25 protein-coding genes and 1 pseudogene are annotated in these 26452 nt (G+C 72.5%); 10 read left to right on the top strand and 16 right to left on the bottom strand.

Translation table 11 applies throughout. The features are described from left to right. The first annotated feature begins 188 nt into the window (after window positions 1-188). Window positions 189-1811: a cellulase family glycosylhydrolase gene (locus tag MICAU_RS07735; protein WP_013284742.1), complete on the top strand. Its 1623-nt coding sequence runs from the start codon at window positions 189-191 to the stop codon at window positions 1809-1811. Between the two features lie 91 nt (window positions 1812-1902). Here MICAU_RS07735 and miaB read toward each other — a convergent pair whose 3' ends face one another. Further along, window positions 1903-3402 (bottom strand): tRNA (N6-isopentenyl adenosine(37)-C2)-methylthiotransferase MiaB, encoded by a 1500-nt coding sequence (gene miaB, locus MICAU_RS07730; protein WP_013284741.1) that lies wholly within the window; start codon window positions 3400-3402, stop codon window positions 1903-1905. Between the two features lie 52 nt (window positions 3403-3454). Between miaB and MICAU_RS07725 the strand changes: the two genes are divergently transcribed. Continuing rightward, window positions 3455-3682: a DUF2277 family protein gene (locus tag MICAU_RS07725; RefSeq protein ID WP_013284740.1), complete on the top strand. Its 228-nt coding sequence runs from the start codon at window positions 3455-3457 to the stop codon at window positions 3680-3682. Window positions 3683-3760: 78 nt separating this feature from the next. Here MICAU_RS07725 and MICAU_RS07720 read toward each other — a convergent pair whose 3' ends face one another. Together MICAU_RS07720 and selD are read right to left on the bottom strand one after the other, a co-directional pair. Continuing rightward, on the bottom strand, window positions 3761-4240 hold the full coding sequence (locus MICAU_RS07720; RefSeq protein ID WP_013284739.1) for a hypothetical protein: 480 nt from the start codon (window positions 4238-4240) through the stop codon (window positions 3761-3763). A 214-nt stretch (window positions 4241-4454) separates the two neighbouring features. Beyond that, the gene (selD, locus tag MICAU_RS07715) at window positions 4455-5444 is read right to left on the bottom strand and encodes a selenide, water dikinase SelD (RefSeq protein ID WP_013284738.1); all 990 of its coding nucleotides are present in this window, start codon (window positions 5442-5444) and stop codon (window positions 4455-4457) included. Window positions 5445-5643: 199 nt separating this feature from the next. Between selD and MICAU_RS07710 the strand changes: the two genes are divergently transcribed. The 4 genes from MICAU_RS07710 (at window position 5644) to MICAU_RS07695 (ending at window position 8992) form a co-directional block, all read left to right on the top strand. After that, window positions 5644-6399, top strand: coding sequence for an amino acid ABC transporter ATP-binding protein (locus tag MICAU_RS07710; RefSeq protein ID WP_030269781.1), 756 nt, complete (start codon window positions 5644-5646; stop codon window positions 6397-6399). Window positions 6400-6449: 50 nt separating this feature from the next. Continuing rightward, the gene (locus MICAU_RS07705; protein WP_013284736.1) at window positions 6450-7385 is read left to right on the top strand and encodes a glutamate ABC transporter substrate-binding protein; all 936 of its coding nucleotides are present in this window, start codon (window positions 6450-6452) and stop codon (window positions 7383-7385) included. 78 nt (window positions 7386-7463) lie between these two features. Next, a complete protein-coding gene (locus MICAU_RS07700) occupies window positions 7464-8120 on the top strand; it encodes an amino acid ABC transporter permease (RefSeq protein WP_013284735.1) in 657 nt (218 codons plus the stop codon). Next, complete coding sequence (locus tag MICAU_RS07695; RefSeq protein WP_013284734.1) at window positions 8117-8992, top strand: amino acid ABC transporter permease; 876 nt, start codon at window positions 8117-8119, stop codon at window positions 8990-8992. The genes MICAU_RS07700 and MICAU_RS07695 overlap by 4 nt, the downstream gene beginning before the upstream one ends. Before the next feature lie 74 nt (window positions 8993-9066). On the opposite strand, the gene rny is transcribed toward MICAU_RS07695, so the two are convergent. From rny to MICAU_RS07655, 7 genes and pseudogenes are all read right to left on the bottom strand, one after another. Further along, on the bottom strand, window positions 9067-10833 hold the full coding sequence (gene rny / locus MICAU_RS07690) for a ribonuclease Y (RefSeq protein ID WP_013284733.1): 1767 nt from the start codon (window positions 10831-10833) through the stop codon (window positions 9067-9069). An 878-nt stretch (window positions 10834-11711) separates the two neighbouring features. Next, window positions 11712-12416 carry a 3-keto-5-aminohexanoate cleavage protein gene (locus MICAU_RS07680; RefSeq protein ID WP_013284731.1) on the bottom strand — a complete coding sequence of 235 codons (705 nt, stop codon included), beginning with the start codon at window positions 12414-12416 and terminating at the stop codon, window positions 11712-11714. Window positions 12417-12465: 49 nt separating this feature from the next. Next, window positions 12466-13158, bottom strand: coding sequence for a regulatory protein RecX (locus MICAU_RS07675; protein ID WP_013284730.1), 693 nt, complete (start codon window positions 13156-13158; stop codon window positions 12466-12468). Window positions 13159-13169: 11 nt separating this feature from the next. Continuing rightward, window positions 13170-14219, bottom strand: a complete 1050-nt coding sequence (gene recA, locus MICAU_RS07670) for a recombinase RecA (RefSeq protein WP_013284729.1) — start codon at window positions 14217-14219, stop codon at window positions 13170-13172. 185 nt (window positions 14220-14404) lie between these two features. Beyond that, window positions 14405-14605 (bottom strand): DUF3046 domain-containing protein, encoded by a 201-nt coding sequence (locus tag MICAU_RS07665; protein WP_013284728.1) that lies wholly within the window; start codon window positions 14603-14605, stop codon window positions 14405-14407. Further along, window positions 14596-15908 (bottom strand): annotated as a pseudogene (locus MICAU_RS07660) (MFS transporter). The gene MICAU_RS07665 and the pseudogene MICAU_RS07660 overlap by 10 nt, the downstream one beginning before the upstream one ends. 69 nt (window positions 15909-15977) lie before the next feature. After that, window positions 15978-17120 (bottom strand): acyl-CoA dehydrogenase family protein, encoded by a 1143-nt coding sequence (locus tag MICAU_RS07655; RefSeq protein WP_013284726.1) that lies wholly within the window; start codon window positions 17118-17120, stop codon window positions 15978-15980. An 89-nt stretch (window positions 17121-17209) separates the two neighbouring features. Here MICAU_RS07655 and MICAU_RS07650 point away from each other — a divergent pair, with 89 nt between their 5' ends. Beyond that, window positions 17210-17866: a 4a-hydroxytetrahydrobiopterin dehydratase gene (locus MICAU_RS07650; RefSeq protein ID WP_013284725.1), complete on the top strand. Its 657-nt coding sequence runs from the start codon at window positions 17210-17212 to the stop codon at window positions 17864-17866. A gap of 46 nt (window positions 17867-17912) precedes the next feature. After that, a complete protein-coding gene (locus MICAU_RS07645) occupies window positions 17913-18260 on the top strand; it encodes a nuclear transport factor 2 family protein (RefSeq protein ID WP_225319783.1) in 348 nt (115 codons plus the stop codon). On the opposite strand, the gene MICAU_RS07640 is transcribed toward MICAU_RS07645, so the two are convergent. Then, a complete protein-coding gene (locus MICAU_RS07640) occupies window positions 18250-18951 on the bottom strand; it encodes a UdgX family uracil-DNA binding protein (protein ID WP_013284723.1) in 702 nt (233 codons plus the stop codon). The genes MICAU_RS07645 and MICAU_RS07640 overlap by 11 nt on opposite strands. A gap of 80 nt (window positions 18952-19031) precedes the next feature. Continuing rightward, window positions 19032-20369, bottom strand: coding sequence for an aminotransferase class I/II-fold pyridoxal phosphate-dependent enzyme (locus MICAU_RS07635; RefSeq protein ID WP_013284722.1), 1338 nt, complete (start codon window positions 20367-20369; stop codon window positions 19032-19034). A 38-nt stretch (window positions 20370-20407) separates the two neighbouring features. On the opposite strand from MICAU_RS07635, the gene MICAU_RS07630 reads away from it, so the two are divergent. Both MICAU_RS07630 and leuE read left to right on the top strand, forming a co-directional pair. Continuing rightward, window positions 20408-21655, top strand: coding sequence for a bifunctional pyridoxamine 5'-phosphate oxidase family protein/GNAT family N-acetyltransferase (locus tag MICAU_RS07630; protein WP_013284721.1), 1248 nt, complete (start codon window positions 20408-20410; stop codon window positions 21653-21655). Then, the gene (gene leuE / locus MICAU_RS07625; protein WP_013284720.1) at window positions 21652-22314 is read left to right on the top strand and encodes a leucine efflux protein LeuE; all 663 of its coding nucleotides are present in this window, start codon (window positions 21652-21654) and stop codon (window positions 22312-22314) included. Before MICAU_RS07630 ends, leuE begins: the two co-directional genes overlap by 4 nt. Window positions 22315-22412: 98 nt before the next feature. On the opposite strand, the gene MICAU_RS07620 is transcribed toward leuE, so the two are convergent. The 4 genes from MICAU_RS07620 to mnhG form a co-directional block, all read right to left on the bottom strand. After that, the gene (locus tag MICAU_RS07620) at window positions 22413-23342 is read right to left on the bottom strand and encodes a sporulation protein (RefSeq protein WP_013284719.1); all 930 of its coding nucleotides are present in this window, start codon (window positions 23340-23342) and stop codon (window positions 22413-22415) included. A gap of 160 nt (window positions 23343-23502) precedes the next feature. Further along, window positions 23503-24567 carry a hemolysin family protein gene (locus MICAU_RS07615; RefSeq protein WP_013284718.1) on the bottom strand — a complete coding sequence of 355 codons (1065 nt, stop codon included), beginning with the start codon at window positions 24565-24567 and terminating at the stop codon, window positions 23503-23505. Continuing rightward, window positions 24564-25919: a hemolysin family protein gene (locus tag MICAU_RS07610; RefSeq protein ID WP_013284717.1), complete on the bottom strand. Its 1356-nt coding sequence runs from the start codon at window positions 25917-25919 to the stop codon at window positions 24564-24566. Before MICAU_RS07610 ends, MICAU_RS07615 begins: the two co-directional genes overlap by 4 nt. Before the next feature lie 163 nt (window positions 25920-26082). Then, window positions 26083-26412: a monovalent cation/H(+) antiporter subunit G gene (gene mnhG / locus MICAU_RS07605; protein ID WP_013284716.1), complete on the bottom strand. Its 330-nt coding sequence runs from the start codon at window positions 26410-26412 to the stop codon at window positions 26083-26085. Between the last annotated feature and the right edge of the window lie 40 nt (window positions 26413-26452).

The raw sequence follows: 26452 nt of genomic DNA, 5'->3' as shown, positions 1-26452 counted from the left end.
CACCGGCACGAGGGCATCGACGGCTGATCTGCGCCGTCGACGATCGCCGGTGCGACATCTCGCGGGTGGCCGTCCACACGACACGGCCCGGCGCGCGCTGCGCGCGTACTCGATGACGAGCGGGACGTGCCTCCTGGTCCTGCCGCCCGCGGCGCCTGCGCGGCGCGGGCATCCGAAGTGGAGCTTCCATGCACCGACGCACCGCCCTCGGCGGCGCCCTGACGCCGCTCGCCACCGCGGCAGCCGGCGTTCTCGTCGCCGCCGCCGTCTCCACCGCACCGGCCGCCGCGGCGGCCGGTGGCACCGGCACCGGTTACCTGCACACCAGCGGCAGCAAGATCGTCGACAGTACGGGCGCGACGGTCCGCCTGACCGGCATCAACTGGTTCGGGATGGAGACCGACAACAAGACGTTCCACGGCCTGTGGTCGAGCAACCCGTGGCGCTCGCAGCTCGACACCATGGCCCGGCTGGGCTACAACACGCTGCGGATCCCGTACTCGAACGACGCGCTCAAGGCCGGCGCGACAGCGACCGGCATCAACGACTTCGTCAACCCGGACCTGATCGGGCTCTCCCCGCTGCAGATCCTCGACAAGGTCATCGACTACGCGGGCAGCAAGGGGATGCGGGTCATCCTGGACCGGCACCGGCCCACGTCGGCCGGGCAGTCGCCGCTCTGGTACACCTCGACGGTCTCCGAGGCGACCTGGATCAACGACTGGAAGATGCTGGCCCAGCGGTACGCCGGCAACACCACTGTGATCGGCGCGGACCTGCACAACGAGCCGCACGCCGAAGGCACCAACCCGGCCGCCACCGGCGCCTGCTGGGGCTGCGGCGACACCGCCCGGGACTGGCGGCTGGCCGCCGAGCGGGCCGGCAACGCGATCCTCGGCGTGCAGCCCAACTGGCTGATCTTCGTGGAGGGGGTGAGCTGCCCGAGCGGCGGCCTGTCGAACGTCTGGGACAACGACCCCAGCAACGACGAGGACTGCGGCTGGTGGGGCGGCAACCTGTCCAAGGCCGGGCAGTTCCCGGTCCGGCTGAACGTGGCGAACCGGCTGGTCTACTCGCCGCACGAGTACGCCACGTCGGTGTACCGCCAGGCCTGGTTCGACGACCCGACCTACCCGGCGAACATGCCGGCCATTTGGGACAAGTACTGGGGCTACCTCTACAAGCAGAACATCGCGCCGATCATGATGGGCGAGTTCGGCACCACGCTCCAGGACCCCAAGGACAAGATCTGGCTCCAGAACCTGATGGCGTACACCGGTACCGGCGTGAACGGCATGTCGTTCACGTACTGGTCGTGGAACCCGAACTCCGGTGACACGGGCGGCATCGCCAACGACGACTGGACCACGATCAACCAGCCGAAGCAGGACATCCTCACGCCGTACCTGATCCCGCCGACCGGCGGTGGCGGCACCACCAGCCCGTCCCCCACCGGCACGCCGAACACCTCACCGGCGCCGACCACCCCGCCGCCTCCGGTGACCGGTGGCTGCACCGCCACCTACAAGCAGATCAACTCCTGGTCGGGTGGCTTCCAGGGGGAGCTGACGGTCAAGAACACCGGCACCGCCGCGGTGAACCCGTGGTCGGCCACCTGGACGTGGCCGTCCGGGGTGACGCTGGCGAGCGGCTGGAACGCCACTGTCACGCAGTCCGGCACCACTGTGACTGCCGCCGCGCCGGCCTGGGCGTCGTCGCTGGCGGCGGGCGCGTCGGTCACCGTCGGCTTCACCGCCAACGGCACCGCCGCGGCCCCCGGCAGCGTGAAGCTCAACGGCACCGCCTGCTGACGTAAGGAAGGGCCCCTTCTTAACGCCTCCGGTAGAGGAAGGGCCCCCTTTTAACACCGAGTGTTAAAAGGGGGCCCTTCCTTACATGCGGTCAGGGGGCGGCGCAGCCGCCTACCGGGGCGGGTGGGGCGGCCGGGGCGCCGATCGTCGGCAGGCCGAGCAGCACCCCGGGGGTACGCGGAACCTGTCCCGCCTCGGCCGCGTCCCCGGCCCGGGTACGCCGGTGCGCCAGCGGCGCGCCGTCGGCGTTGAGGTGGTGCGGGGCGGCGTACGTGACAGTGGTGTGCACGATGTCGCCGGGGCGGATCCGCCCGGCCAGGTCACCGGTGGCGAAGTGCACCAGCCGGCCGTCGCGGGCCCGGCCGGACATCCGGCCGGTGCGCTCGTCCTTGCGGCCCTCGCCGACGGCCACGAGCACCTCGACTGTCTCGCCGACGAGCTTCTTGTTCTCCGCCCAGGTGATCTCCTCGACGCAGGCGATCAGCCGCTCGTAGCGCTCCTGCACGACCTGCTTGGGCAACTGGCCGTCCATGGTCGCGGCCGGGGTGCCGGGACGCTTGGAGTACTGGAACGTGAACGCCGAGGAGAACCGCGCCTCCCGCACCACGTCGAGCGTGCGGGCGAAGTCGGCCTCGGTCTCGCCGGGGAAGCCGACGATGATGTCGGTGGTGATCGCCGCGTCCGGCATCGCCGCCCGGACCTTCTCGATGATCCCCAGGTAGCGCTCCGACCGGTACGAGCGGCGCATCGCCCGCAGCACGTCGTCCGAGCCGGACTGCAACGGCATGTGCAGCGAGTGGCAGACGTTCGGCGTCTCGGCCATCGCGGCGATCACGTCGTCGGTGAAGTCCTTCGGGTGCGGGCTGGTGAACCGCACCCGCTCCAGCCCGTCGATGTCGCCGCAGGCGCGCAGCAGCTTGCCGAACGCGTACCGGTCGCCGAACTCGACGCCGTACGAGTTGACGTTCTGCCCGAGCAGCGTCACCTCCAGTACGCCGGAGTCGACCAGCGCGCGGACCTCGGAGAGGATGTCGCCGGGGCGGCGGTCCTTCTCCTTGCCGCGCAGGGAGGGCACGATGCAGAACGTGCACGTGTTGTTGCAGCCGACGGAGATCGAGACCCACCCGGCGTACGTCGACTCGCGCCGGGTCGGCAGCGTGGAGGGGAAGACCTCCAGCGACTCCAGGATCTCGACCTCGGCCGCGGCGTTGTGTCGTGCCCGGTCCAGCAGCGCCGGCAGCGAGCCGATGTTGTGCGTGCCGAAGACGACGTCCACCCAGGGCGCCTTGCGGACGATGTCGCCGCGGTCCTTCTGGGCCAGGCAGCCGCCGACGGCGATCTGCATCCCGGGGTGCTTCGCCTTCACGGGGCGCAGATGACCCAGGTTGCCGTAGAGCCGGTTGTCGGCGTTCTCCCGGACCGCGCAGGTGTTGAACACCACCACGTCGGGCTGCTCGTCGGCCTCCGCGGCGCGCACGTACCCGGCGTCCTCGAGGAGGCCGGAGATGCGCTCGGAGTCGTGCACGTTCATCTGGCAGCCGTACGTACGCACCTGATAGGTGCGCGGGCTGCCCGCGGCTGCGGTAGTCATGACCCGGACAGCGTATCCGGGTGGAGCCGATCGGATCGAACGAGGAGGAGCCGTGTGCCGGAGCATCAAGACCCTGCGTGAGCCGTACGTCCCGGTGGTGACCGAGGAGGACATCCGCGCCGCCGCGTTGCAGTACGTCCGGAAGATCTCCGGATTCCGTACCCCGGCCGCGCACAACGCGGCCGCGTTCGACGCCGCTGTGGACGCCGTGGCCGCCGCCACCGCGACGCTGCTCGACCAGCTCGTGGTGCGGGGGCAGCAGCCGGCGGCCCGGGGCTGAGCCCGGGGCCGCCACCGCTCGCCGCCGGAGGGGACACGGCGGCGAGCACCTGTCACGGGTGCCGGCCGGCGTCCGCGATCAGGCGGCAGCGAGCGCCGGGGCGACCGTGTCGGGGGCCCAGCGGGAGCGGTGGCACTGCGACCAGCCCCGGCAGCGCGCGTCGGCGACGGTGCAGAGCCGGTGGTGGCTGAGCACCTCGCCGTCGTCGGTGTCGGCCACGTCGAAGTGCACCGGCCGGATGGTGCCGTCCGGCGCGACCAGCAGGTGCCGGCCGGCGTCGAGCGTGTCGTCGCGCATCAGGCAGTTGCGGCCCAGCAGCCGGGCCAGCGCCGCGATCGCGGGCAGCTCGGACAGGCTCTCGGGCACCCCGTAACAGTCGACCACGGTGCCGTACAGCCCGGGCGCCTCCCACACGTCGCAGACCACCGCGTACGCGGGGAGCCGCATCGGGTCGGCGACGGCCATGGGCATCACCACCCGGCCGAGCGCCTCGGCCAGTGCCGGGTAGACCTCCACCGGCTCGCCGCCGTCGATTCTCCAGTTCCACAGCTCGGTCATGCCGCCTCCTCGCTGCGCTCGTTCCACCGGCCTCCGGATCGGGCCTTAATGACGATGGTGGGGTGCATTTGACCTCAGCCGGGCGCAAGTTACCGGTCTGTGACCATTCCGGGCAAAATTCCCTCGGGCGACGTTGCCCGGAGTAGCTGGAAGATGACAGTTTATCGGGTACGGTGCCGCGGCGAGGGCCCAGCCGCGCCGTGGATCCGGCGGCTCAGCGCACCCGGATCAGGTGCTCCGACGCGGGCAGCAGCTCGCCGATCACAGTGCCGCCCGGCACCTCACCGGCGACCAGCAGGCCACCGGAGGTCTGCGCGTCGGCCAGCAGCAGCTGCTCCCCCTCGTCCGCGCCGCCGAAGTCGGTCCACGGGGTGACCCATTCCAGGTTGCGCCGGGTGCCGCCGCTGACGTACCCGTCGCGCAGCGCCTCCCGCGCACCGGGCAGGTACGGCATCGCCGCCGCGTCGATCGCCACCGTCAGGCGGCTCGCGCGGGCCAGCTTCGAGGCGTGCCCGAGCAGGCCGAAGCCGGTCACGTCGGTGCCGCAGCGGATGCCCGCGGCGATCGCCGCGCGGGCGGCGTCCCGGTTGAGCCGGGCCATCGACTCGACCGCCTCGGGGAAGCGCTGCCCGGTCTGCTTGTGCCGGGTGTTGAGCACGCCCACACCGAGCGGCTTGGTCAGCGACAGCGGCAGCCCGGCCCGCCCCGCGTCGAGCGTGATCAGCTCCTCCGGCCGGACCACGCCGGTGACCGCCAGGCCGTACTTCGGGCCGTCGTCGTCCACGCTGTGCCCGCCGGCCAGGTGGCAGTTCGCCTCCCGGGCCACGTCCAGACCGCCGCGCAGCACCTCGCGGGCCATCTCCGGCGGCAGCACGCCGCGCGGCCAGCAGAGCAGGTTGAGCGCGACGAGCGGGGTGCCGCCCATCGCGTACACGTCGGAGAGCGCGTTGGCGGCGGCGATCCGCCCCCAGTCGTAGGCGTCGTCGACCACCGGGGTGAAGAAGTCGGCGGTGCTCACCAGGCCCGTACGCTCGTCCAGCCGGACCACCGCGGCGTCGTCGCCGTTCTCCAGGCCGACCAGCAGGTCGGCCGAGCCGCCGGTGGCGCCGAGACCGGCGACCATCGCCTCCAGCTCGCCGGGTGGGATCTTGCAGGCGCAACCGCCACCACGTGCGTAGTCGGTCAGCCGGATCGCGTCGGTCACCGCCTTATGATCTCCGGCCTGCCCCGGCGGCGCCACCCGGCCCCACCGGCGGGTGACGAAATTCGGACGGGCCGGTACGCCGGTGACCGGTGTTACCGCTCCGTGACCATCTGAGTTGCGATCTGCCACATCACCCCGCCTACAGTTGCCCAACCGGGGGTCGACCGACCCCCGAATTCCGCCATGGACGACAGGGACGGTGGACGACGTGACGACGGGCGACCCGCTGATCGTGCTCGACGGGGTGAACAAGTGGTTCGGGCCGCTGCACGTGCTCGACGACGTGTCCCTGTCCGTCGGCCGGGGCGAGGTGGTCGTGGTCATCGGCCCGTCCGGCTCCGGCAAGTCGACGCTCTGCCGCACCATCAACCGGCTGGAGCCGATCGACAACGGCACCATCACGTTCGACGGGCAGGCGCTGCCGGCCGAGGGCAAGCCCCTGGCCAAGCTGCGCAGCGAGGTCGGCATGGTGTTCCAGTCGTTCAACCTCTTCGCGCACAAGACCATCCTGGAGAACGTCACGCTGGGGCCGGTCAAGGTCCGCAAGGAGAAGCCGGCCGCGGCCCGTGAGCGCGGCCTGGCCCTGCTGGACCGCGTCGGCATCGCCAACCAGGCGGACAAGTACCCGGCGCAGCTCTCCGGCGGTCAGCAGCAGCGGGCGGCGATCGCCCGCGCGCTGGCCATGCAGCCCAAGGCGATGCTGTTCGACGAGCCGACGAGCGCGCTGGACCCGGAGATGGTCGGCGAGGTGCTGGACGTGATGACGTCGCTGGCGAGCGAGGGCATGACCATGGTCGTGGTGACCCACGAGATGGGCTTCGCCCGGCACGCGGCCAACCGGGTCATCTTCATGGCCGACGGCAAGCTGGTCGAGGACGCGCCGCCGGCCGAGTTCTTCGCGAACCCGCGCAGCGAGCGGGCCAAGGACTTCCTCTCCAAGATCCTCACCCACTGAGCGTCCGTAGTGGAGTCGTCCCGTCGACTCCGTCGAAGAAGGAGATGAGTATGCGTTACAAGCGCGTGGCGGCGGTGGCCATGATGGCCTCGCTCGCCCTGTCCGCGGCCGCCTGCGGCAAGGAGGGGAACCCCGCTCCCAGCGGCGGCGGCAACGCCAGCGGTGGTGCGCAGGGCGACAACTGCAGCAGCTCGGGCGTCACCTTCACCCCCAAGACGGACGCCAACGTCGCCGGCAGCCCGGCCTTCGAGAAGATCAAGTCGGCCGGCAAGGTCGTCATCGGCGTCAAGTTCGACCAGCCGAACCTCGGCTACAAGGACGCCCAGGGCAAGCGCTGCGGCTTCGACATCGAGATCGCCCAGTACGTCGCCAGCACGCTCGGCGTCGACCCGGCAAAGATCGAGTACAAGGAGATCGCGTCCGCCAACCGGGAGACCGCGATCAAGGGCGGCGAGATCGACTACTACGTCGGCACCTACTCGATCACCGACAAGCGCAAGAACGACGTCTCCTTCGCCGGCCCGTACTTCGTCGCCGGCCAGGACCTGCTGGTCCGCAAGGACGAGTCGTCGATCACCGGCAAGGACACGCTCAAGGGCAAGAAGGTCTGCTCGGCCACCGGCTCCACGCCGATCCAGAAGATCCGCGACGAGGGCCTGACCGAGGGCGAGAACATCGTCGAGTTCAAGACCTACTCCGAGTGCGTCTCGCAGCTGCTCGACAAGAAGGTCGACGCGGTCACCACCGACGACGCCATCCTCAAGGGCTACGCCGCGCAGAACCCGGACGAGCTCAAGGTCGTCGGCCAGCCGTTCAGCACCGAGAAGTACGGCATCGGCCTGCCCAAGGACGACAAGGCGCTGCGTGACTACGTGAACGACCAGATCGAGGCGGCGTTCACCGACGGCACCTGGAAGAAGATCTACGACGGCACGCTCGGCAAGTCCGGCTCGCCGGCCACCCCGCCGCAGCTCGAGCGGTACTGACGGTCCGCACCGACGTCGGACCGGGCGGGGAGGTCCTCCTCCCCGCCCGGTCCCGTCTGGAGAGAGTGAGAGCGAGGTATGGGCGAGTTCTTCCGCGTCCTGACGGACAACGCGAGCCTGTTCCGCGAGGGGTTCTACAACACCGTCAAGCTGTTCCTGATCGCCGGCGTCGGCAGTCTCGTCCTCGGCATGCTGCTCGGCGCGATGCGGGTGTCACCGGTCCCCGCGTTGCGGGCGTTCGGCGCCACCTACGTCAACCTGGTCCGCAACACTCCCCTGACGCTGGTGTTCGCGTTCCTCGTCTTCGCGGTGCCGAAGCTGGACGTCAACATCGACTACTTCAACAGCGCCTGCATCGCGCTGATCGCCTACACCTCGGCGTTCATCTGCGAGGTGGTCCGCTCCGGCGTGAACACGGTCGCCACCGGCCAGGCCGAGGCGGCCCGCGCGCTGGGCATGACGTTCGCCCAGGTGCTGACGCTGATCGTGCTGCCACAGGCGCTGCGGGCCATGGTCCCGCCCATGATGAGCGTGCTCATCGCCATGCTGAAGAACACCACGATCGCGGCCGGCTTCTCCGTGCTGGAAGCGGGCGCCATCCCGGCGTACATGTCGGAACGGGGTGAGCCGCAGTTCATCGTGCTCACCTGGATCGTGATCGGCTTCCTGATCCTGATCATCCCGCTGGTGGTGCTCCAGCGGATCCTCGAGCGCAAGTGGGCGGTGGCCCGGTGAGCAGCAGCAGCGTCCTCTACGACATCCCCGGCCCGAAGGCCCGCAGGCGCAACCGGATCCTCGGCATCGTCTCGATCGCGGCGATCGTCGCGCTGATCGTGTTCGTGGTCTACAAGTTCAACCAGACCGGCCAGTTCGAGGCCCGCAAGTGGGAGCAGTTCCAGTACGCGGCCGTGCAGCGGGAGCTGCTGAACGGCCTCTGGGCCACGCTGAAGGTCGCCGCCGTCGCCACCGTGCTGGCACTGCTGTTCGGCGCGTTCTTCGCCAGCGCCCGGCTCAGCGACAAGGTGCTGTTCCGCGCTCCCGCCACGTTCGTGGTGGAGCTGTTCCGGGCCATCCCGCTGCTGATCCTGATCTTCTTCGGCTACTACGTGCCGCTCCAGTACGGCTGGCCGATCGACAAGTTCTGGGCGCTGGTCATCGGGTTGACGCTCTACAACGGCTCGGTGCTGGCGGAGATCTTCCGCGCCGGCATCAACGCCGTGCCGTACGGGCAGTCCGAGGGCGCGTACGCGATCGGCATGCGCAAGAACCAGGTGCTGCGGCTGATCCTGCTGCCGCAGGCGTTCCGGTCGATGCTCCCGGCGATCGTGAGCCAGCTCGTCGTCCTGCTCAAGGACACCGCGCTCGGCTTCATCATCACGTACCCGGAGTTGCTCTTCGTGGGCAAGCAGATCGGCGGCCGGCTGGCGTTCGGCCTGCCGTACGTGCCGACGTACCTGATCGTCGCGGCCATCTACATCAGCATCTGCGGCCTGCTGTCGGTGCTGGCCTGGTGGCTGCAGAAGCGGCTGACCCGGCTGCCGCGCACCGCGGCCAAGCCGGTGGCGGCCACGCAGACCGACGGTGGCACCGGCGCCACGCCGCTGTGAGCTGACGTCGTCCGACGGACACGGAACGGGCGGGTGGGGTTCTCCCCCACCCGCCCGTTCTCGGTCTTGCCGGTCTAGCGGGCGATCTCGGTGACCCGGGACTCGCGCACCACTGTCACCCGGATCTGACCCGGATAGGTCAGCTCCTCCTCGATCTGCTTGGCCACGTCCCGGGCCAGCACCGCCGCGCCGATGTCGTCCACGTCGTCCGGCTTGACCATCACCCGGATCTCCCGGCCCGCCTGCATGGCGAAGACCTTCTCCACGCCCAGCTTCCCGGCCGCGATCTCCTCGATCCGCTCCAGCCGCTTGACGTACGCCTCCAGGCTCTCCCGCCGCGCGCCCGGCCGCCCGCCCGAGCAGGCGTCCGACGCCTGGGTCAGCACCGCCTCGATGGTCTGCGGCGGCACCTCGTTGTGGTGCGCCTCGATGGCGTGCACCACGTCCTCGCTCTCGCCGTACTTGCGGGCCACGTCCGCGCCGATGATCGCGTGGCTGCCCTCCACCTCGTGGGTGAGCGCCTTGCCGATGTCGTGCAGGAACGCGCACCGCTTGATCGTCGGCACGTCCAGCCGCAGCTCCGCGGCCATCACCCCGGCGATGTGCGCGGTCTCCACCAGGTGCTTGAGCACGTTCTGCCCGTACGACGTGCGGTAGCGCAACCGGCCCAGCAGCGTGACCAGCTCCGGGTGGATCTCGGTGATGCCGACCTCGACCAGCGCGTCCTCGGCGGCCCGGAGGCACAGCTCCTCCACCTCCTGCCGGGCCACGTCGTAGACCTCCTCGATCCGGTGCGGGTGGATTCGGCCGTCCAGGACCAGCTTCTCCAGCGTGACCCGGCCGACCTCCCGGCGTACCGGGTCGAAGCACGACAGCAGCACCGCCTCGGGCGTGTCGTCGATGATCAGGTTGACGCCGGTGACCGACTCGAAGGCGCGGATGTTGCGCCCCTCCCGGCCGATGATGCGCCCCTTCATCTCGTCGCCGGGCAGGTGCAGCACGCTGACCACGCTCTCCGCGGTCTGCTCGCTGGCGACCCGCTGGATGGCGTCCACCACGATGTTGCGGGCGCGCTGCTCGGCGCTGCCCCGGGCGTCCGCCTCGATCTCCCGGACCAGCAGCGCGGCCTCCCGCTTCGCCTGCCCCTCGATCGACTCGACCAGCTCGGCGCGGGCCGCGTCGGCGGTCAGGCCGGCCACCCGCTCCAGCTCCCGGCGGCGCTGCTCCTCCACCTCGGTCAGCGTCCGCTCGCGCTCGGCCAGGGCGGCCTCCCGGGCGGCGAGCGCCGCGGTGGCGGCGGTGAGCTGCCGCTCCCGCTCGGCCAGCCGCTCCACCTCCTCGGTGTGCAGCCGCTCCCGCTCGTCCATCCGGGCGGCCCGGCGTTCCACCTCGGCCGCCTGCTCCCGGGTGGTGGCGGCCAGCACCGCCACCTCCCGCTCGCCGCTGCGCCGGGCGGTGGCGCGTAACTGCTCGGCGTCCGCCTCGGCCTGCTTGTGCGCCCGCTCCAGCACCGTGTCCGCCTCGGCGCGGGCGTCGTCGAGCACCCGCCGCGCCTCGGCCCGGGCCGCCTTCGCCTCCGCCTTGGCGGCGGCCGCCTCGGCACGCGCCGCCGCGGCCGCGGACTTCGCCACGTCGATGGTGCTGTTCACCTCGTCGGCGGCCGTCCGCAACGCCGCGAGGGACTGCTCCTGCCGGTCCTTCTCCGCGATGAAGGCCGGGTCCTCCGGCGCGGGCGCCAGGCTGAGCCGCTTGAGGGTACGCACGCCGAACAGCACGGCGCCGACCACCACCACGACCAGCAGCAGCACGACCAGGAGGAGGACGACGTCGAAGGCGCTCATCGAGCCGCTCCGCACCGGTACGCGGGCACACTCGCCCGCCGCACTCCGGCGACCCGGCCGACGTCGCCGGCCCGTCGGGGCTCGGTGGCCGGGCTGTCGCCCGCCGATGCGGGGTCGGGGCCGTGTGGCAGACCGCCGGTGAACCTGTGCCGCCCTGCCATGGCCGCCTCCCCCTGAAACGTCGGCGCCGCAGGACACGCGCGAAGGACACGCGCCTGCGGCTCTGGACGCCCGACCGGAGCGGCTGGCTGTGGGCAGCTTTCCGTCGGCGGTGTCCCTCATGGGGCACCGCTGGCGGCCGGTTGCAGTTGTCGGAGGCTCCGAAAGGTTCCGGAGCTTCCGTCAAGGGCCGGTGTAGCTGGCCAAAGTGATGCTGTTCTGTTACGAGATCTATGTTGTGCGCTTAGCCTGCGCTGGTCGGGCAAAGTGAGCCTGTATGGCGAGGCTAGGTCGCGAGGGGCCGTTCGGTCAAGGAGTCATGATCAAACCACCCGGACGGAGAGAAGTTACGACGTCACTCAGTGGTGATCAGATGCCGGACAGGCCAGGACAAACCCCGCCCGGTAGCGCCGCGACTCGGCCGCTCCGACCTGCTCAGGCCCCTCTCGCACCCCCATGATCAGCTCCACCGTCACCGTCCCACCCCCGTGATCGAGGACTTGACGTCCACCCGCGACCGCCCAGACGACACAACCTCCTTGATCACCGTCCGGCCGCGCGGCCGCGCCGCCGGGGGTGGCAGGGCCGGCCGGTCCGGCCGGGCGCGCGCGATCATGAGGTTGGCCTGGACAAAGCGGACGGGAAGTGCCGCCAAGTTCATGATCGACCTGGCCGGGTGAGGGTCGCGCGAGGGCTGCGCCGGGCCGGCGCCGGGTGGGTCAGCGTGCGGCGGCGGTGAGGGCTGCGGTCACCAGGGTGGCGTTGTCGGGGGCGGGGGTGCCGTCGGGCAGCAGCAGCGTGTCCTCCAGGCCGATCCGGGTGTGCAGGCCACGCCGGACCGCCTCCGCGTACACCGGCCAGGTGGACGGACCTTCCCCGTGCAGCAGCACCGGCGGGCGCTCGCCGGGCAGCGCGGCGAGGATCGCCGCCGCGTCGGCGAGTGCCGTCTCGACCTGCTCGGCCATGCACTCGACGAGGACCCGCCCGGTGGGTGCGGACCAGCGACGCCAGGCGTCGACCGCCGCCGGGGTCCACAGACCGGCCTCGACCATCACGCCGCGCTCGTGCAGGGCGGCGGCGACCTCGGCCGCTCCGGGTTCGTGGGCGTTCACCGAGGCGAAGTCGGGCAGCACCGTCCAGGCGCGGACGGCGGCGGCCCGCTCGGCCGGGTCGGGGACGATCCAGGCGCCGGTGCTCACGCCGACCGGCAGGCCGGGACGGGCGTCGCGGATGGCGGTGACCGCCGCCGCGATCACTGCCGGATCGAGCGACTCGGTGCCGCTGTGGTCGCGCGGGTGCACATGCACCGCCGCCACCCCGGCGGTCGCGCAGCGCACCGCGTCGGCGGCCAGTTCGGCCGGGGTGAGCGGCACGGCGGGGTGCTCGTCCAGCCGTCGGGTGCCGTTGAGACACGCCTTCAGCACGGGTGTGCGCCTCCCTCGGGCGGCGGCCGCGACACCGGCGGCCGGTCGGTCAGTCGAGCCGGCGGGAGTCGAGGTCGTGCTCGGCGTCGGCCATCGCGTCGGCGTCGATGTGCTCGGCGAACTCGGCCGCCTCGGCGCTCTGCGCGGCGAGCGCGTCCTTCACCGCCCGGATCGCCACCCCGGCCGGGTAGCCCTTGCGCGCCAGCATGCCGACCAGACGCCGGAACACCGCGTCCGGCTCGCCCCTGGTGCTGCGCAGCTTGCGGTCCACCAGGGCGCGGGCGGTCTCCGCCTCGGTCTCCTCGTCCAGCCCGTCCAGTGCCGCGCCGGCCACCTCGCCGTCGACGCCGCGCTGGCGCAGTTCGTTGGCGAGCGCCCGGCGGGCCAGCCCGCGGCCGTTGTGCCGGCTGCTCACCCAGGCACGCGCGAAGGCGGCGTCGTCGACGATGCCGACCTCGTCGTACCGGTCGAGGACCTGCTCGGCGACCTCCTCGGAGATGCCGCGCCGGGCCAGCGCACCGGCCAGCTCGGCCCGGGTCCGCGGGCGGACCGCGAGCTGCCGCAGGCAGATCTCCCGGGCCAGCTCGGCCTCGTCGCGCGGCGGAGCCGGAGCCTCCCCTGCATCGGGCTCCGCCGCGCGATCACGGCGCCCCCGGCGAGGCCGGGGCGTACCTGTGGCGTCGCCCGTACGGGGTGGACCGGCATCCCAGCCCCGGCCCGTACGGGCGCGTCGTCCTGCCACGGGTCAGCGGATCAGAAGTCGACCGGCGGCAGTTCCGGGCCACCGGCGGCGTCGCCCGCACCACCGGTGCCGACGCCGAGCTTCTCCAGGATCTTCTTCTCGATCTCGGCCGCCACGTCCGGGTTCTCGCGGAGGAACTCGCGGGCCTTCTCCTTGCCCTGGCCGAGCTGGTCGCCGTCGTAGGTGTACCAGGCGCCGGACTTGCGGATGATCGCCTGCTCCACACCGACGTCGATCAGCGAGCCCTCGCGGGAGATGCCCTTGCCGTACATGATGTCGAACTCGGCCTGCTTGAACGGCGCGGCGACCTTGTTCTTCACGACCTTGACCCGGGTGCGGTTACCGACCACGTCGGTGCCGTCCTTGAGGCTCTCGATGCGGCGCACGTCGAGCCGGACCGAGGCGTAGAACTTCAGCGCCCGCCCACCGGTGGTGGTCTCCGGGCTGCCGAACATCACGCCGATCTTCTCGCGGAGCTGGTTGATGAAGATCGCGGTGGTGCCGGTGTTGTTGAGTACGCCGGTGATCTTCCGCAGCGCCTGGCTCATCAGCCGGGCCTGGAGACCGACGTGGCTGTCGCCCATCTCGCCCTCGATCTCGGCGCGCGGCACCAGGGCCGCCACCGAGTCGATCACGATGATGTCGATCGCGCCGGAGCGGACCAGCATGTCCGCGATCTCCAGCGCCTGCTCGCCGGTGTCCGGCTGGGAGACCAGCAGGGCGTCGGTGTCGACGCCGAGGGCCCGCGCGTACTCCGGGTCGAGCGCGTGCTCCGCGTCGATGAACGCGGCGATGCCGCCGGCGCGCTGGGCGTTGGCCACCGCGTGCAGCGCGACGGTGGTCTTACCGCTGGACTCCGGACCGTAGATCTCGACCACCCGGCCGCGGGGCAGACCGCCCACGCCGAGCGCCACGTCGAGCGCGATGGAGCCGGTCGGGATGACAGCCGTCTGCACGACGGGCCGCTCCCCCAGCCGCATCACCGAACCCTTGCCGAACTGCTTGTCGATCTGAGCGAGAGCAAGGTCGAGCGCCTTCTCCCGGTCAGGCCCTGCTGCCATCGTTGCCACCCCTGCCTTCGCCGGCGTCTTTCCTGAGCTTCGCGTCACGCGGGACACGCTAGGCGCTGGGTCCGACAGAAAACCAGCCGACGGGCCGTGAGCTGTGGACGAGCACCCCGCTGTGGACAATAGCCGAACAGGTGTACGACTGAGCAAGCGACACGCGGGATCGACGAAAAGGCTGCTCAGCGTAGTCGGGCGGGCACCCGGTCCGGATACGCGGCGACCACGGCGCGCCACACCACGTGCGTTTGCTCACCGGCCGCGAGCGCCTGCTCGATGGTCCGCCCGCCGAGCTGGGACAGCACCTGGTCCCTGGCGATGCTGGTCGCGTACCCGGGCCCGAACGCCTCCTCCAGCCGCGTCCAGAAGTCGGTCAGCCGCACGTGTTCAGTCCTCCTCGTCGAGTGGTCGCGTGCCGGTACGGCGCAGCGCCAGCGCCACCAGCGGCACCACAGCGATCGCCGCCAGCAGGGTGAGCGTCGGGTACCCCACGGCCCGCATGACGAACCCGCTCGCCGCCGCCGCGCCCGCCCCGGCCAGCCCCATGAGCAGGTCGGACAGGCCCTGAACGCCGGGCCGGTCGGCGGTGGGCACCGACTCCGACAGCAGCGTCGAACCCGCCACCATCGTGCCCGACCAGCCCAGCCCGAGCAGCGTCAGCCCCACCGACAGCAGCGCCGTGTGGTGCCCGGCGGTGCCGGAGACCGCGCACGCGGCCAGCAGCAGCGCCACGCCGCCGAGGATCACCGGCCGGCGGCCGACCCGGTCGGTGAGCCACCCCACCACCGGCGACAGCGCGTACATGCCGGCGATGTGCAGGCTCAGCACCAGGCCGACCACGGGCAGCACGTCCTCGTCGGAGTGCCACTCGCCGAGGTGCACCGGCGTCATCGACATGACAGCGACCATCACCAGATGCCCCACCGCCACCGCGGCGATGCCGAGGCGTGCGGCCGGCCGCCCGCGTACCGTGCGCCATGCGGCGACCATGCCACCGCGGCGGGTGACAGCCGGCGCGGCGCCGGGTGCCGGCTCGGCCGCCGCCAGCCGGCGCGCGGTGAGCAGCGGGTCCGGCCGGAGCAGGACCAGGAGTACGACGGCGGTGAGCGTGAACGCGACGGCGCTGAAGGCGAACGGGCCGGCCAGCGCCGGCAGGCCCCAGCCCCGGGTGGTGTCGTCGGCGAGCGCGGCGAAGTTCGGCGCGGCCACCGCGCCGATGGTGGTGGCCCACACCACCAGCGAGAGCTGCCGTCCCCGGCGTTGTGGCTCGGCCAGGTCCACCGCCGTGTAGCGGGCCTGGAGGTTGGCCGCCGTGCCGCCGCCGAACAGCAGCATGCCGACGAAGAGCAGCGGCACCAGGCGCGTCACGGTGGCGACCACCACCAGCACGCCGCCGACGGCGCCGACCGCGTACGCGAGGACCAGCCCCGGCCGCCGACCCCGCGCGGTCATGAGCCGGGTGACCGGGATGGCGAGCAGCGCGGCGCCGACCACACCGGCGCTCTGCGCCAGCCCGGCCAGGGCGGTGCCGGCGACCCGGGCGGCGAGCAGCGCGCCGACCGAGATGCCGATGGTGACGCCGATGCCGCCGATGATCTGGGTGAGGAAGAGCAGCCGGACGGTACGCCGCTGGATGCCGGCGACGTCGGGCCGGGGCGGGGCCGGCGCGGTCAGGTCGGTGGACATGCGGCGCTCCTGGTGGGGATGGGTGCCCCATCCTCCCGCACCGGCCCGCCCGGCCGGCACCCGGTTTCGCTACAGGCCGAGGCCCCGGCCGATGATCTCCTTCATGATCTCGGTGGTGCCGCCGTAGATGGTCTGCACCCGGCTGTCCAGCCACGCCTTCGCCACCGGGTACTCCGCCATGAAGCCGTAGCCGCCGTGCAACTGCACGCACCGGTCGGCGACCTTGGTCTGCAACTCGGTGGTCCACCACTTGGCCTTCGCCGCGTCGGTCACCGAGAGGCGGCCCGCGTTGAACTCGGTGACGCAGTGGTTGACGAACGTCCGCGCGATGGTGACCTCGGTGTCCAGCTCGGCCAGCAGGAACCGGTTGTGCTGGAACCGGCCGATCGGCCGGCCGAACGCCTCCCGGGAGCGGGCGTACTCGATCGTGAGCGCGAGCAGCTTCTCGCAGGCCGCCACGGCGGCGACGGCGATGCTCAGCCGTTCCCGGGGCAGGTTGGCCATCAGGTGGTAGAAGCCGTGGTTCTCGGTGCCGATCAGGTTCTCCGCCGGCACCCGGCAGTCGTCGAAGAACAGCTCGGCTGTGTCGTTGGCCTTCAGGCCCACCTTCGCCAGGCGGCGGCCCCGGCTGAAGCCCGGCGTGCCGCTCTCCACCACGACCAGGCTCACCCCGTGCGCGCCCTGGTCCGGCGCGGTCTTGGCCACCACGACCACCAGGTCGGCCATCTCACCGTTGGTGATGAACGTCTTCTGCCCGTTGAGGACCAGGCTGTCGCCGTCGCGGACCGCGCTGGTGCGGATGCCGGCCAGGTCGCTGCCCGCGCCCGGCTCGCTCATCGCGATGGCGGTGACCAGGTCGCCGGAGCAGAAGCCGGGCAACCACCGCTTGCGCTGGTCGCCGGTGGTCAGCTCGGTCAGGTACGGCGCGACCACGTCGTTGTGCAGCCCGAACCCCAGGCCGGTGCACCCGGCCGCGACGATCTCCTCGTCCAGCACCGCGTTGAAGCGGAAGTCGCGCTGCCCGCCGCCGCCGTACTCGGGGTCCACGTCCGGGCCGAGCAGCCCGGCCGCGCCGGCGGCCCGCCAGACCTCCCGGTCGACGATCCCGTCGGCCTCCCAGCGCTCGTGGTGCGGCACCGCCTCCCGGGTGAGGAACCGGCGGCACAGGTCACGGAACTCGTCGTGGACGGGCTCGTAGAGATGCTGCTCCATGGCGGCAAGTCTGGCACCGCTCACCCCCGCCGGACAGGGGCGAACCGGACGGGGTGGCCCGCCGCCGCGCGGTGGACCAGGATGACCGGATGAGCACACTCACGGGGAAGCAGGTGGCCGAGGCCGGGCTGGACGGGTGGACGTACCTGCTGGGGGCGTTGCAGACGCGCATCCGTACCCCCGATTTCGCGGCCGGACTGGCGCTGGTGGCCGCGGTCGGCGCGGAGGCCGAGCGGGTCGACCATCATCCGGATCTGGACCTGCGCTACACCCACGTGGACGTGCGGCTCTGGTCGCACGACGCGGGTGGGGTGACGCAGCGTGACCTGCGGCTGGCCCGGTTCATCTCGGGGCTGGCCGCGGATTCCGGGCTGACCCTGTCGGCCGCCGGGCTGGCCCGCCTGGAACTCGCGCTGGACACCCCGGAGCACGCCGCGGTGCTGCCGTTCTGGCGGGCGGTCCTGGCCTGGCAGTCGCCGGACGGCCGCGGACCGGACGACGACGAGGTACGCGACCCGGACGGCGTGCTGCCGACCGTCTGGTTCCAGCGCTCCGGCCGGGACGAGCCGCGGCAGCGGTGGCACCCGGACGTGTGGGTCGACCCGGCCGAGGTGGACGCGCGCATAGCGGCGGCGCTGGCGGCCGGCGGGACGCTCGTCAGCGACGCGGAGGCGCCGAGCTTCTGGGTGCTCGCCGACCCGGACGGCAACCGGGTCTGCCTCTGCACCTGGCAGCAGCGCTCCTGAGAAGCCGGGGCAGCGGCGGGCGCGGCCCGGCGATAGCGTGCCCGATGTGGACGCACGCGCGCTGATCGAGGAGTTCAACGCGGCCTGGCTGCGGGGCGACCTGGCCGCGGTGTCGGCCTGCCTGGCCGAGGACGTCACCTACTGCCCGAACGCCTGGGACGGGCCGGCCGGCACGGTACGGGGGCGGGCGGCGGTGGCCGACGTCTTCGCCGGGCAGCTCGGTCCGGGCGACGGTCCGGCGCTCGGCGCGGTCTGGGCCACCGGCGACCGGGCGGTCTGCGAGTGGGCCTGGCCGCCGGCCGAGGACGGCACCGTGCTTCGCGGGCTGGACGTCTACCGGGTCCGGGACGGGCGGATCGTCGCCAAGGACGTGTTCGGCAAGATCACTTCTTGAGTGCCTTCGCGGCCACCTTCAGGTCGGCGACCAGGCCCTCGTAGGCCACGTCCTGGTTGTCGGCGCGCAGCACCGCGGACGGGTGGATGGTGGCGAGCAGCCGGGCCGCCGGGGCGTCGGCCACAGCGCCCGCCCGGTCCACCGGCACCCGCTCGAAGTCCTCCGGGTGCTGGGCGGCGGCGGGCCAGGGCAGCAGCTCACCGCGCTGCTTCGTCACCCGGAAGCTCGGGCCGAGCAGCGCCTTGGCGGCTGTCGCGCCGAGCACCACCACGATCTCCGGGCGCAGCCGGGCGAACTCGGCGACCAGCCAGGGCCGGCAGGCGGTGACGTGCACCCGGTCCGGGGTCTGGTGGATGCGCCGCCTGCCGCGCAGCTCGAAGCGGAAGTGCTTCACGGCGTTGGTCAGGTAGATCTGGGCAGGGTCGAGCGCCGCGTCGTCGACGGCCTTGCGCAACAGCCGCCCGGCCGGCCCGACGAACGGCAGCCCCTTCTGATCCTCGATGTCGCCCGGCTGCTCGCCGACGAAGACCACGCGCGCGTGCTCGTCACCGCGGCCGAACACGGTCTGCGTGGCGTCCCGGTACAGCTCGCAGCCCCGGCAATCCCCCGCCGCGGCGCGCAGCTCGTCGATGGTGTCCGCCGACGGCGGGATGAACTCCTGTGCGCCGGGTGCGCTCTCGGTCTCGGCCATGCCGATCGTTCTACCCCGTCGGGCGGCGCGCACGCGAGCGGCCCGCCGCGCTGTCCGGAGGTGTTAAGAAGGGGCCCTTCCTATACCGAATGCGTTAAGAGGGGGCCCTTCCTTCCCGCGGTGAGGGCGTCGGCGAGCGCGGGGACGTCCGCCTCGTCGAGCGCGCTCACCGAGACGCGCACGGCGGGGGCGGCGGCGATCCGGTACAGGCCGCCGGGGGCGAGTGACCACCCGGCGTCGCGCAGCGTCGTGACCGCCACCGTCTCGTCGGGCACCGGCACCCAGACGTTGATCCCGGTACGCCCGTGCGCTGTCACCCCGCGCGCGGCGAGCGCGGCAACCAGCCCGTCGCGCCGCCTGTCGTAGCTGTCCGCCGCGCGCCGTACCAGCCCGGCGGTGGCCGGGTCGCGCCAGAGCGACACGACCAGCCGTTGCAGCACAGTGGAGACCCAGCCGGCGCCGACCCGCGCCCGCCCGGCCACCCGGGCCACCGTGGCCTCGTCGCCGGTCAGCACCGCGAGCCGCAGGTCGGGCCCGTAGGGCTTGCTCACCGACCGGACGAAGGCCCACGCCGGGGTCGCCCCGGCGAGCGGATGCAGGGGTACGCGGGCCAGCTCGGCGGCGTGGTCGTCCTCGATCAGCAGCAGGTCGGCCCGGCCGGCGAGCAGCGTCCGCAGCGCGCCGGCCCGGTCGGCGGAGACGGCGGCGCCGGTCGGGTTCTGCGCCCGGCTGGTCACCACGAGCGCCCGGACGCCAGCGGTGAGCGCCGCCCGGACGCCGCCGACTGTGGGGCCCTCGTCGTCCACCGGCACCCCGACGGTACGCAGCCCGAGCGCGGCGATCAGGTCGAGCAGGTTGGCCCAGCCCGGGTCCTCCACCGCCACCGCGTCGCCGGGGCGCAGGTGGGCGGCGAGGAGCCGTTCGATGCCGTCGAGCGCGCCGCCGGTGACTGTGAGCTCGGCTGCGGGCACCCCGTCCGCGGCGAGCCGGTCCCGGGCCAGGGCGGCCAGGTCGGGCAGCACGGCGTCGGTCGCGTACCCGCCGGGGGGTCCGATCTCGGCGGCGAGCGCTGCCAGGTGCGGGCCGAGCGGGGGCAGCAGCCGGGGGTCGGGCTGGCCGGCGGAGAGGTCACGGCCGCCGGGCAGCGGCGGGGGCAGCAACGCGGCGCGGCGACCGGCGACCGGCGGGCGGGGGCGGACCCGGGTGCCGTGCCGGCCGGCGGTCGCGACCAGGCCGCGTTGGCGCAGTTCCTGGTACGCCTTCGCGACTGTGGCCGGGCTGACGTCCAGCTCGGCGGCGAGCGCGCGGACGGCGGGCAGGGCGTCGCCGGGGGCGAGATCGCCGGTGCGGATGCCGGATTCGACGCTGGCCGAAATCGCGGCGGAGGTGGAACCGGCGATCTGATAATGTGCTGCCACAGTTCGGAGATTGTACTAGAACAAAGGTGGGATGTCACGTGTACGCCCCGACCGAACGCACCACCGCCACCCGCACCCGCGACCGGATGCACTACGACCGGGCCACCGCGCACGCGCTGCTCGACGAGGCGTACCACTGCGCGCTGGCGTTCGCTGTGGACGGTGAGCCGCGTGTCCTGCCGACCCTGCACGTGCGCATCGGAGACACGCTCTACCTGCACGGGTCCACCGGCAGCCGGCCGCTGCTCGCCGCCCGGGGCGAGGCCGGGCTGAGGGTCTGCGTCGCCGTCACCCACCTCGACGGGCTGATCTACGCCCGCTCCCAGTTCCACCACAGCGCCAACTACCGGTCGGTGGTGGCGCACGGCACCGCCCACCTGGTCGACGACGGCGGCGAGAAGGCCGCGGTGCTGACCGCGCTCGTGGAGAAGGTCGCCGCCGGTCGGTCCGCCGACAGCCGCCCGCCGAACCGGCGCGAACTGGCCGAGACCGCCGTGCTGGCGCTGCCGCTGCGCGAGGTGTCGGTACGGATGCGCACCGGCGGCGTCAACGACGAGCCGGCCGACGAGGCGCTGCCGTACTGGGCCGGTGTGGTTCCGCTGCGGCTCACGCCGGGCCGCCCCGAACCCGCGCCCGGGGTGATCGCGCCGGTGCCGGCGTACCTGCGTGCGGCCCGCTCGCCGTGGCACGAGCCGGCGGTGCTGCGCGGCGAGCACGTCGTGCTGGAGCCGCTCGACCTCGCCCACGCCGACGAGCTGTACGCCGCCACCGCCGACCCGGAGGTGTGGCGGCACCTGGGCGGTACGCAGCCCGCCGACGCCGCCGGGATGCGCCAGGTGGTCGCCGCCTACCTGGACGCACAGGAACGCGGCGAGCAGGTGTGCTGGACCCAGCGTTGCGCCGTCACCGGCGCGGTGATCGGCACGACCTCCTACTACGAGATCGACCCGGTCCGCCGGTCGGTGGCGATCGGTTACACCTGGCTGGGCCGCCCGTGGTGGCGTACCGGCGTCAACACCGAGGCGAAGCTCCTGCTGCTGGGCCGGGCCTTCGACGACCTGGACGCGGTCCGGGTGGTCTGGCACACCGACATCCGCAACGAACGCTCGCAGCGGGCCATCGAACGGCTCGGCGCGAGCCGGGAGGGCGTGCTGCGCCGGCACAAGCAGCGCGCCGACGGCTCCTGGCGGGACACCGTCCAGTACTCGATGCTCGCGCAGGAGTGGCCGAAGGCACAGGTCAGCCTGCGGGAAAGGCTTCGCCCGACGGCACCCGCGGCGTCATGATGTCCGGCGTGCTGGGGATCACCGACATCTGGACGTACGTGCTGGGCACCGTGGCGATCGTGCTGCTGCCCGGCCCGAACTCGCTCTTCGTGCTGGCCACCGCCGCCCGCCGGGGCGTGGCCACCGGTTACCGGGCCGCGGCCGGGGTGTTCGTCGGCGACGCGGTGCTGATGGTGCTCTCCGCCGCCGGGGTGGCCTCGCTGCTCCAGGCGTATCCGCCGCTCTACCTGGTGATCAAGTACGCCGGCGCGGCGTACCTCGGATATCTGGGGCTGGCCATGCTGCGCGGCGCGTGGCGGCGCTGGCGCGACCGCAACGACCCGGCCACGCCGCGCCTGATCGACGAGGTGGAGCCGGCGGAACAGCGGGAGCCGTTCCGCCGGGCGCTGGTGATCAGCCTGCTCAACCCGAAGGCGATCCTGTTCTTCGTCTCGTTCTTCATCCAGTTCGTCGACCCCGGGTACGCGTGGCCGGCGCTGTCGTTCCTGCTGCTCGGGCTGATCGCACAGGTCGCGAGCGCGCTCTACCTGACCGTGCTGATCTTCACCGGCACGTATCTGGCGGCCCAGTTCCGGCAGCGCCGGCGGCTCGCCGCGAGCGGCACGACTGCCGTCGCGGTGCTGTTCCTCGGCTTCAGCCTCAAGCTCGCCGCCGGCTGAGGTGTAAGGAAGGGCCCCTTCTTAACGCCTCCGGTAGAGGAAGGGCCCCTTCTTAACAACGCACACGCACGCGCACACGCACGTGCACGCTCACGCGCTCACGTGCCGTCGCCGCCTCCGCCACCACCGCCGATGCCCGCGCCGCCGGCCGTACCCCCGAGGCCGTAACCCGGCGCGACCGGACGGTCCGGCGGGCGGCTGACGTGCGCCGACTCGCGGATCGTGGCCGACCAGTCGGCGTGCGCGGCGGCGGCCGCGTGCCTGTCGATGGCGTGCCGCAGCCAGCCGTCCACAGTGGCCACCCAGTCGCGCTCATCGGCACCGGCGTGCCAGACCCGGAACCGGCTGATGCTCTGGTGGGTGATCCCGGCCAGGGAGAGCCGCCGGTCCAGCCAGAGCAGCACCTCCACGCCGGCCGAGTCGGTCAGCATGATCATTTCGAGTTCGGTCATCGGGCCGGCGTAGAGCGGGGCGGCCCAGAAGCCGTACCACTGCTGGAACGGCAGCGTCTGCTCCACCCCCGGCAGCCGTCCCTCGCGCAGCCCCGCCTGGCGGATCGCGAAGCCGAGCGTGTCCAGCGCGGCGAGCACGTGCTCCTGGGAGGGCAGCGGGTGGATCAGCACCGGGACCATCGCGCCCTGGTCCACCTCAGGGTCCACCGACACCTCGGTACGCAGCCCGGTACGCAGGCTCAGCAGCGGCACCCCGCCGTACGTGGTCACCGGCGACTCCCACGGCAGCGGCACGGCGAACTCGACGGCCCGCCGCCGTCCGGCCGGCACCACGAACCGGCCCGCGATCGTCCACGTCTGGAACTGCACCAGGCGGCGCGGCGCCTCCGGGTCCTCCGGTTCGACCTGGGTGACCAGGCCGAGCCGGATGTGCCGGACCGGTACGTCCGACCCACCGGCGGCGAGCGTCACCCGGCCCGGCAGGCGCAGGCCCGGCCGGGTGCTCGGGTTGGGCAGCGTGGTGCTCACCGAGAGCCCGGTCCAGGCGGAGTCCCGCGACACGCCGGTCAACCGCATGCCGGAGCTTTCCCGCTGCCCGCCCGGCCATGCCCGGCCGGAACGGACGCCGGCCGCCGGCAACGGACGCGGGCCGGCGAAGCCGACGCCGGGAAGCGGAAAGACGCCGGCCCGGCGAAGTGGTTGTCCCACCTCGCCGGGCCGGTACGGATCACGACGGTCAGCGCATCCGGCGGCCTCGCGGCACCGGGTCGGTCTCGTCGTCGAACTCGCCGATGACCTCCTCCAGGAGGTCCTCCAGCGCGACGAACCCGATCGGCCGGGTCGGCCCGCCACCGTTGCTCACCAGCGCGAGCTGCGCCTGCCGCGCCCGCATGGCGGCCACCGCCTCGGTCACCGACGCCTCGGCCGGCAGCGTGAAGGCGCTGGTCATCAGCTCCTCCGCGGTCGCCGGGCGGCCGGTGGTGACGGCGCGCACCGCCTCGCGTACGTGCACCAGGCCGCACACCTCACCACCGGTGTCGACCACGGCGAGCCGGGACCGGCCGCTGTCGCGGGAGACGTGCTCGATCCGCTCGGCGGTCTCGCTCCGGCCCACCGTGACGATCTGGTCGAACGGCTCCATGACCTGGGCGACTGTGGTGCCCTGAAGCTCCAGCATGCTGGTCAGCAGCTGGTGCTGCTCGGCGCCGAGCAGCCCGTGCTCCCGGGACTGCTCCAGCAGGATGCGCAGCTCGTCCGGGCCGTGCACCTGGGCGAGCTGGTCCTGCTGCTGCACCCCGAACAGGCGCAGCATCGCGTTCGCGAGCCCGTTGAGCAGGGACAGCACCGGCCGGGCGATCCGGGCGAACGCCCGGAACGGCAACGCCAGCAGCATTGCGGAACGCTCCGCGTCGGTGATCGCCCACGACTTCGGGGCCATCTCGCCGACCACCAGGTGCAGGAACGTCACGAGCGACAGCGCGAACACCAGCGCCACCACGTGGCTGACCGCCTCGGGCAGGCCGACCGCGTGCAGCAGCGGGCTGAGCAGGTGCTCGATGGCCGGTTCGGCCAGCGCGCCCAGACCCAGCGTGCACAGCGTGATGCCGAGCTGCGCGCCGGCCAGCATCAGGCTCAGCTCGCGGACGCCGTCCAGCGCCGCGCGGGCCGCCCGGCCGCCACCGGCCGCCGCCTGCTCCAGCCGGTACCGCTTGGACGCGACGAGCGCGAACTCGGCGGCCACGAAGAACCCGTTGAGCGCCAGCAGCACCACGGAGGAGAACAACGCGAATCCGGGGCTCATGCGGAACCCTCCCCGGACACGGAGGCGGCGGGCCGCAGCCGCACCGAGTCGGCCACGTGCCGGTCCACCGCCAGCACCTCGACGAGCACCCGCGGGCCGCCGGCCGGCTCGTCGCCGTCAGTGGCGACCGGGATCTCCAGCCGGTCACCGACCTCGGGCACCCGGCCCAGCTCCCGCATCACCAGACCGGAGAGCGTGTCGTACTCGGGCGCCTCGGGCAGTTCGATGCCGGTGCTGTCGGCGACCTCGTCGATGCGCCAGCGCGCCGGGACCACCCAGGAGCCGTCCTCCTGCCGGGCCGCGGCCCGGTCCGGCGGGTCGTCCTCGTCGCGGATCGGCCCGACCAGTTCCTCGGCCAGGTCCTCCAGCGTGATCACGCCGGCGAAGCCGCCGTACTCGTCGACCACGCAGGCGAGCTGCCGGTGCCCGGACCGCAGGCGGTCCAGCACCGTCGGCAGCGGCAGCGTCTCGGGCACCAGCAACGGGGGTACGGCCACCGCGTCGACCCGGGTGGTCGCGCGCTGCGCCGGGGGCACCCCGAGCACGTCGGCGATGCCGACCACGCCGACCAGGTCGTCGACGCCCTCGGCGCCGCTCACCGGGAACCGGGAGTGGCCGGTGTCGAGCAGCTCGACGATCCGGCTGACCGGCTCGTCGGCCCGGATGGTGTGCACGTCGACGCGCGGCACCATCGCCTCCCCGGCGGTCAGCTCCCGGAAGTCCAGACCCCGGTCCAGCAGGTCGGACATCTCGGCGTCGAGGTGTCCCTCCTCCCGGGACTCGGCGATGATCTGTTCCAGGTCCTGCGGGGTGGCGCCGCTGGGCAGCTCCTCGATCGGCTCGATGCCGATGCGGCGGAGCAGCCGTACGGCGGCCCGGTCGAACAGCGTGATCAGCGGACCGGCGATCTTCAGGTAGATCAGGGTGGACCGGGACAGCGCCCGGGCGAGCGGTTCGGCCCGCGCGATGGCCAGGTTCTTCGGGGCCAGCTCGCCGAGGACCATCTGCACCACTGTGGCGATGATCAGGGCGAGGGCCACCGACAGCGGCAGCGACACCGAGCTGGACAGCCCGGCCACGCCGAGCAGGTCGGCCAGCCCGGCACCCAGGTACGGCTCGGCGACGTAACCGACGAGCAGGGCGGTCACTGTGATGCCGAGCTGCGCGCCGGACAGCATGAAGGAGAGCCGCCCGGTCACCTCCAGGGCCCGGGCCGCGGCACGGTCGCCACCGTCGGCGAGCTGCTTGAGCTTGCCCCGGTCCACGGCGACGTAACCGAACTCCTGGGCCACGAAGTAACCGGTGGCGGCGGTGAGGACGGTGATGAGAAGGAGACCGACGAGGATCAACACGGGAGGTTCAGTGCTCCCGGGGTCGTCGGGGAGGGAATTCGCCGGGTATTACCCGGCCGGCTACTGCTGCCCTCCGGGGCAGGAGAGTCGATCATGCGGCCCATTTTATCGGTACCCGCTGGACGTTCGCTGAGGGTGCCGGGAAGCCTCCCGCACGTCCGGTTCAGCGTCCGGCCAGCTCGTCGGCGTCCAGCAGCGTCCGGTCGACCCGCCCGGAACGGTACGCGGCCCGTCCGATCATCTGCGCGGCCACCGGCGCGGTGGAGAGCTGGAAGATCGCCACCAGGACCAGCATGCCCAGATCCGAGGGGGTACGCAGACGCAGCGCCAGCCCGGCCAGCAGCAGCAGGACGCCCAGCACCTGCGGCTTGGTGGCCGCGTGCATCCGGTCCAGCACGTCCGGGAAGCGCACCAGCCCGATGCCGGCGACCAGGGCCAGCACCGCCCCGACCAGCAGCAGCACCCCACCGACCCAGTCCGCGACGGCGCTCATGCCGAGCCTCCTTCCGTTCGCGACTGCGGGGCTCGCAGAA

The organism is Micromonospora aurantiaca ATCC 27029 (assembly GCF_000145235.1).
Classification (GTDB): Bacteria; Actinomycetota; Actinomycetes; order Mycobacteriales; family Micromonosporaceae; genus Micromonospora; species Micromonospora aurantiaca.
Note: the sequence above shows the minus strand (reverse complement) of the source record. Positions and strands in the feature narration are given on the sequence as shown.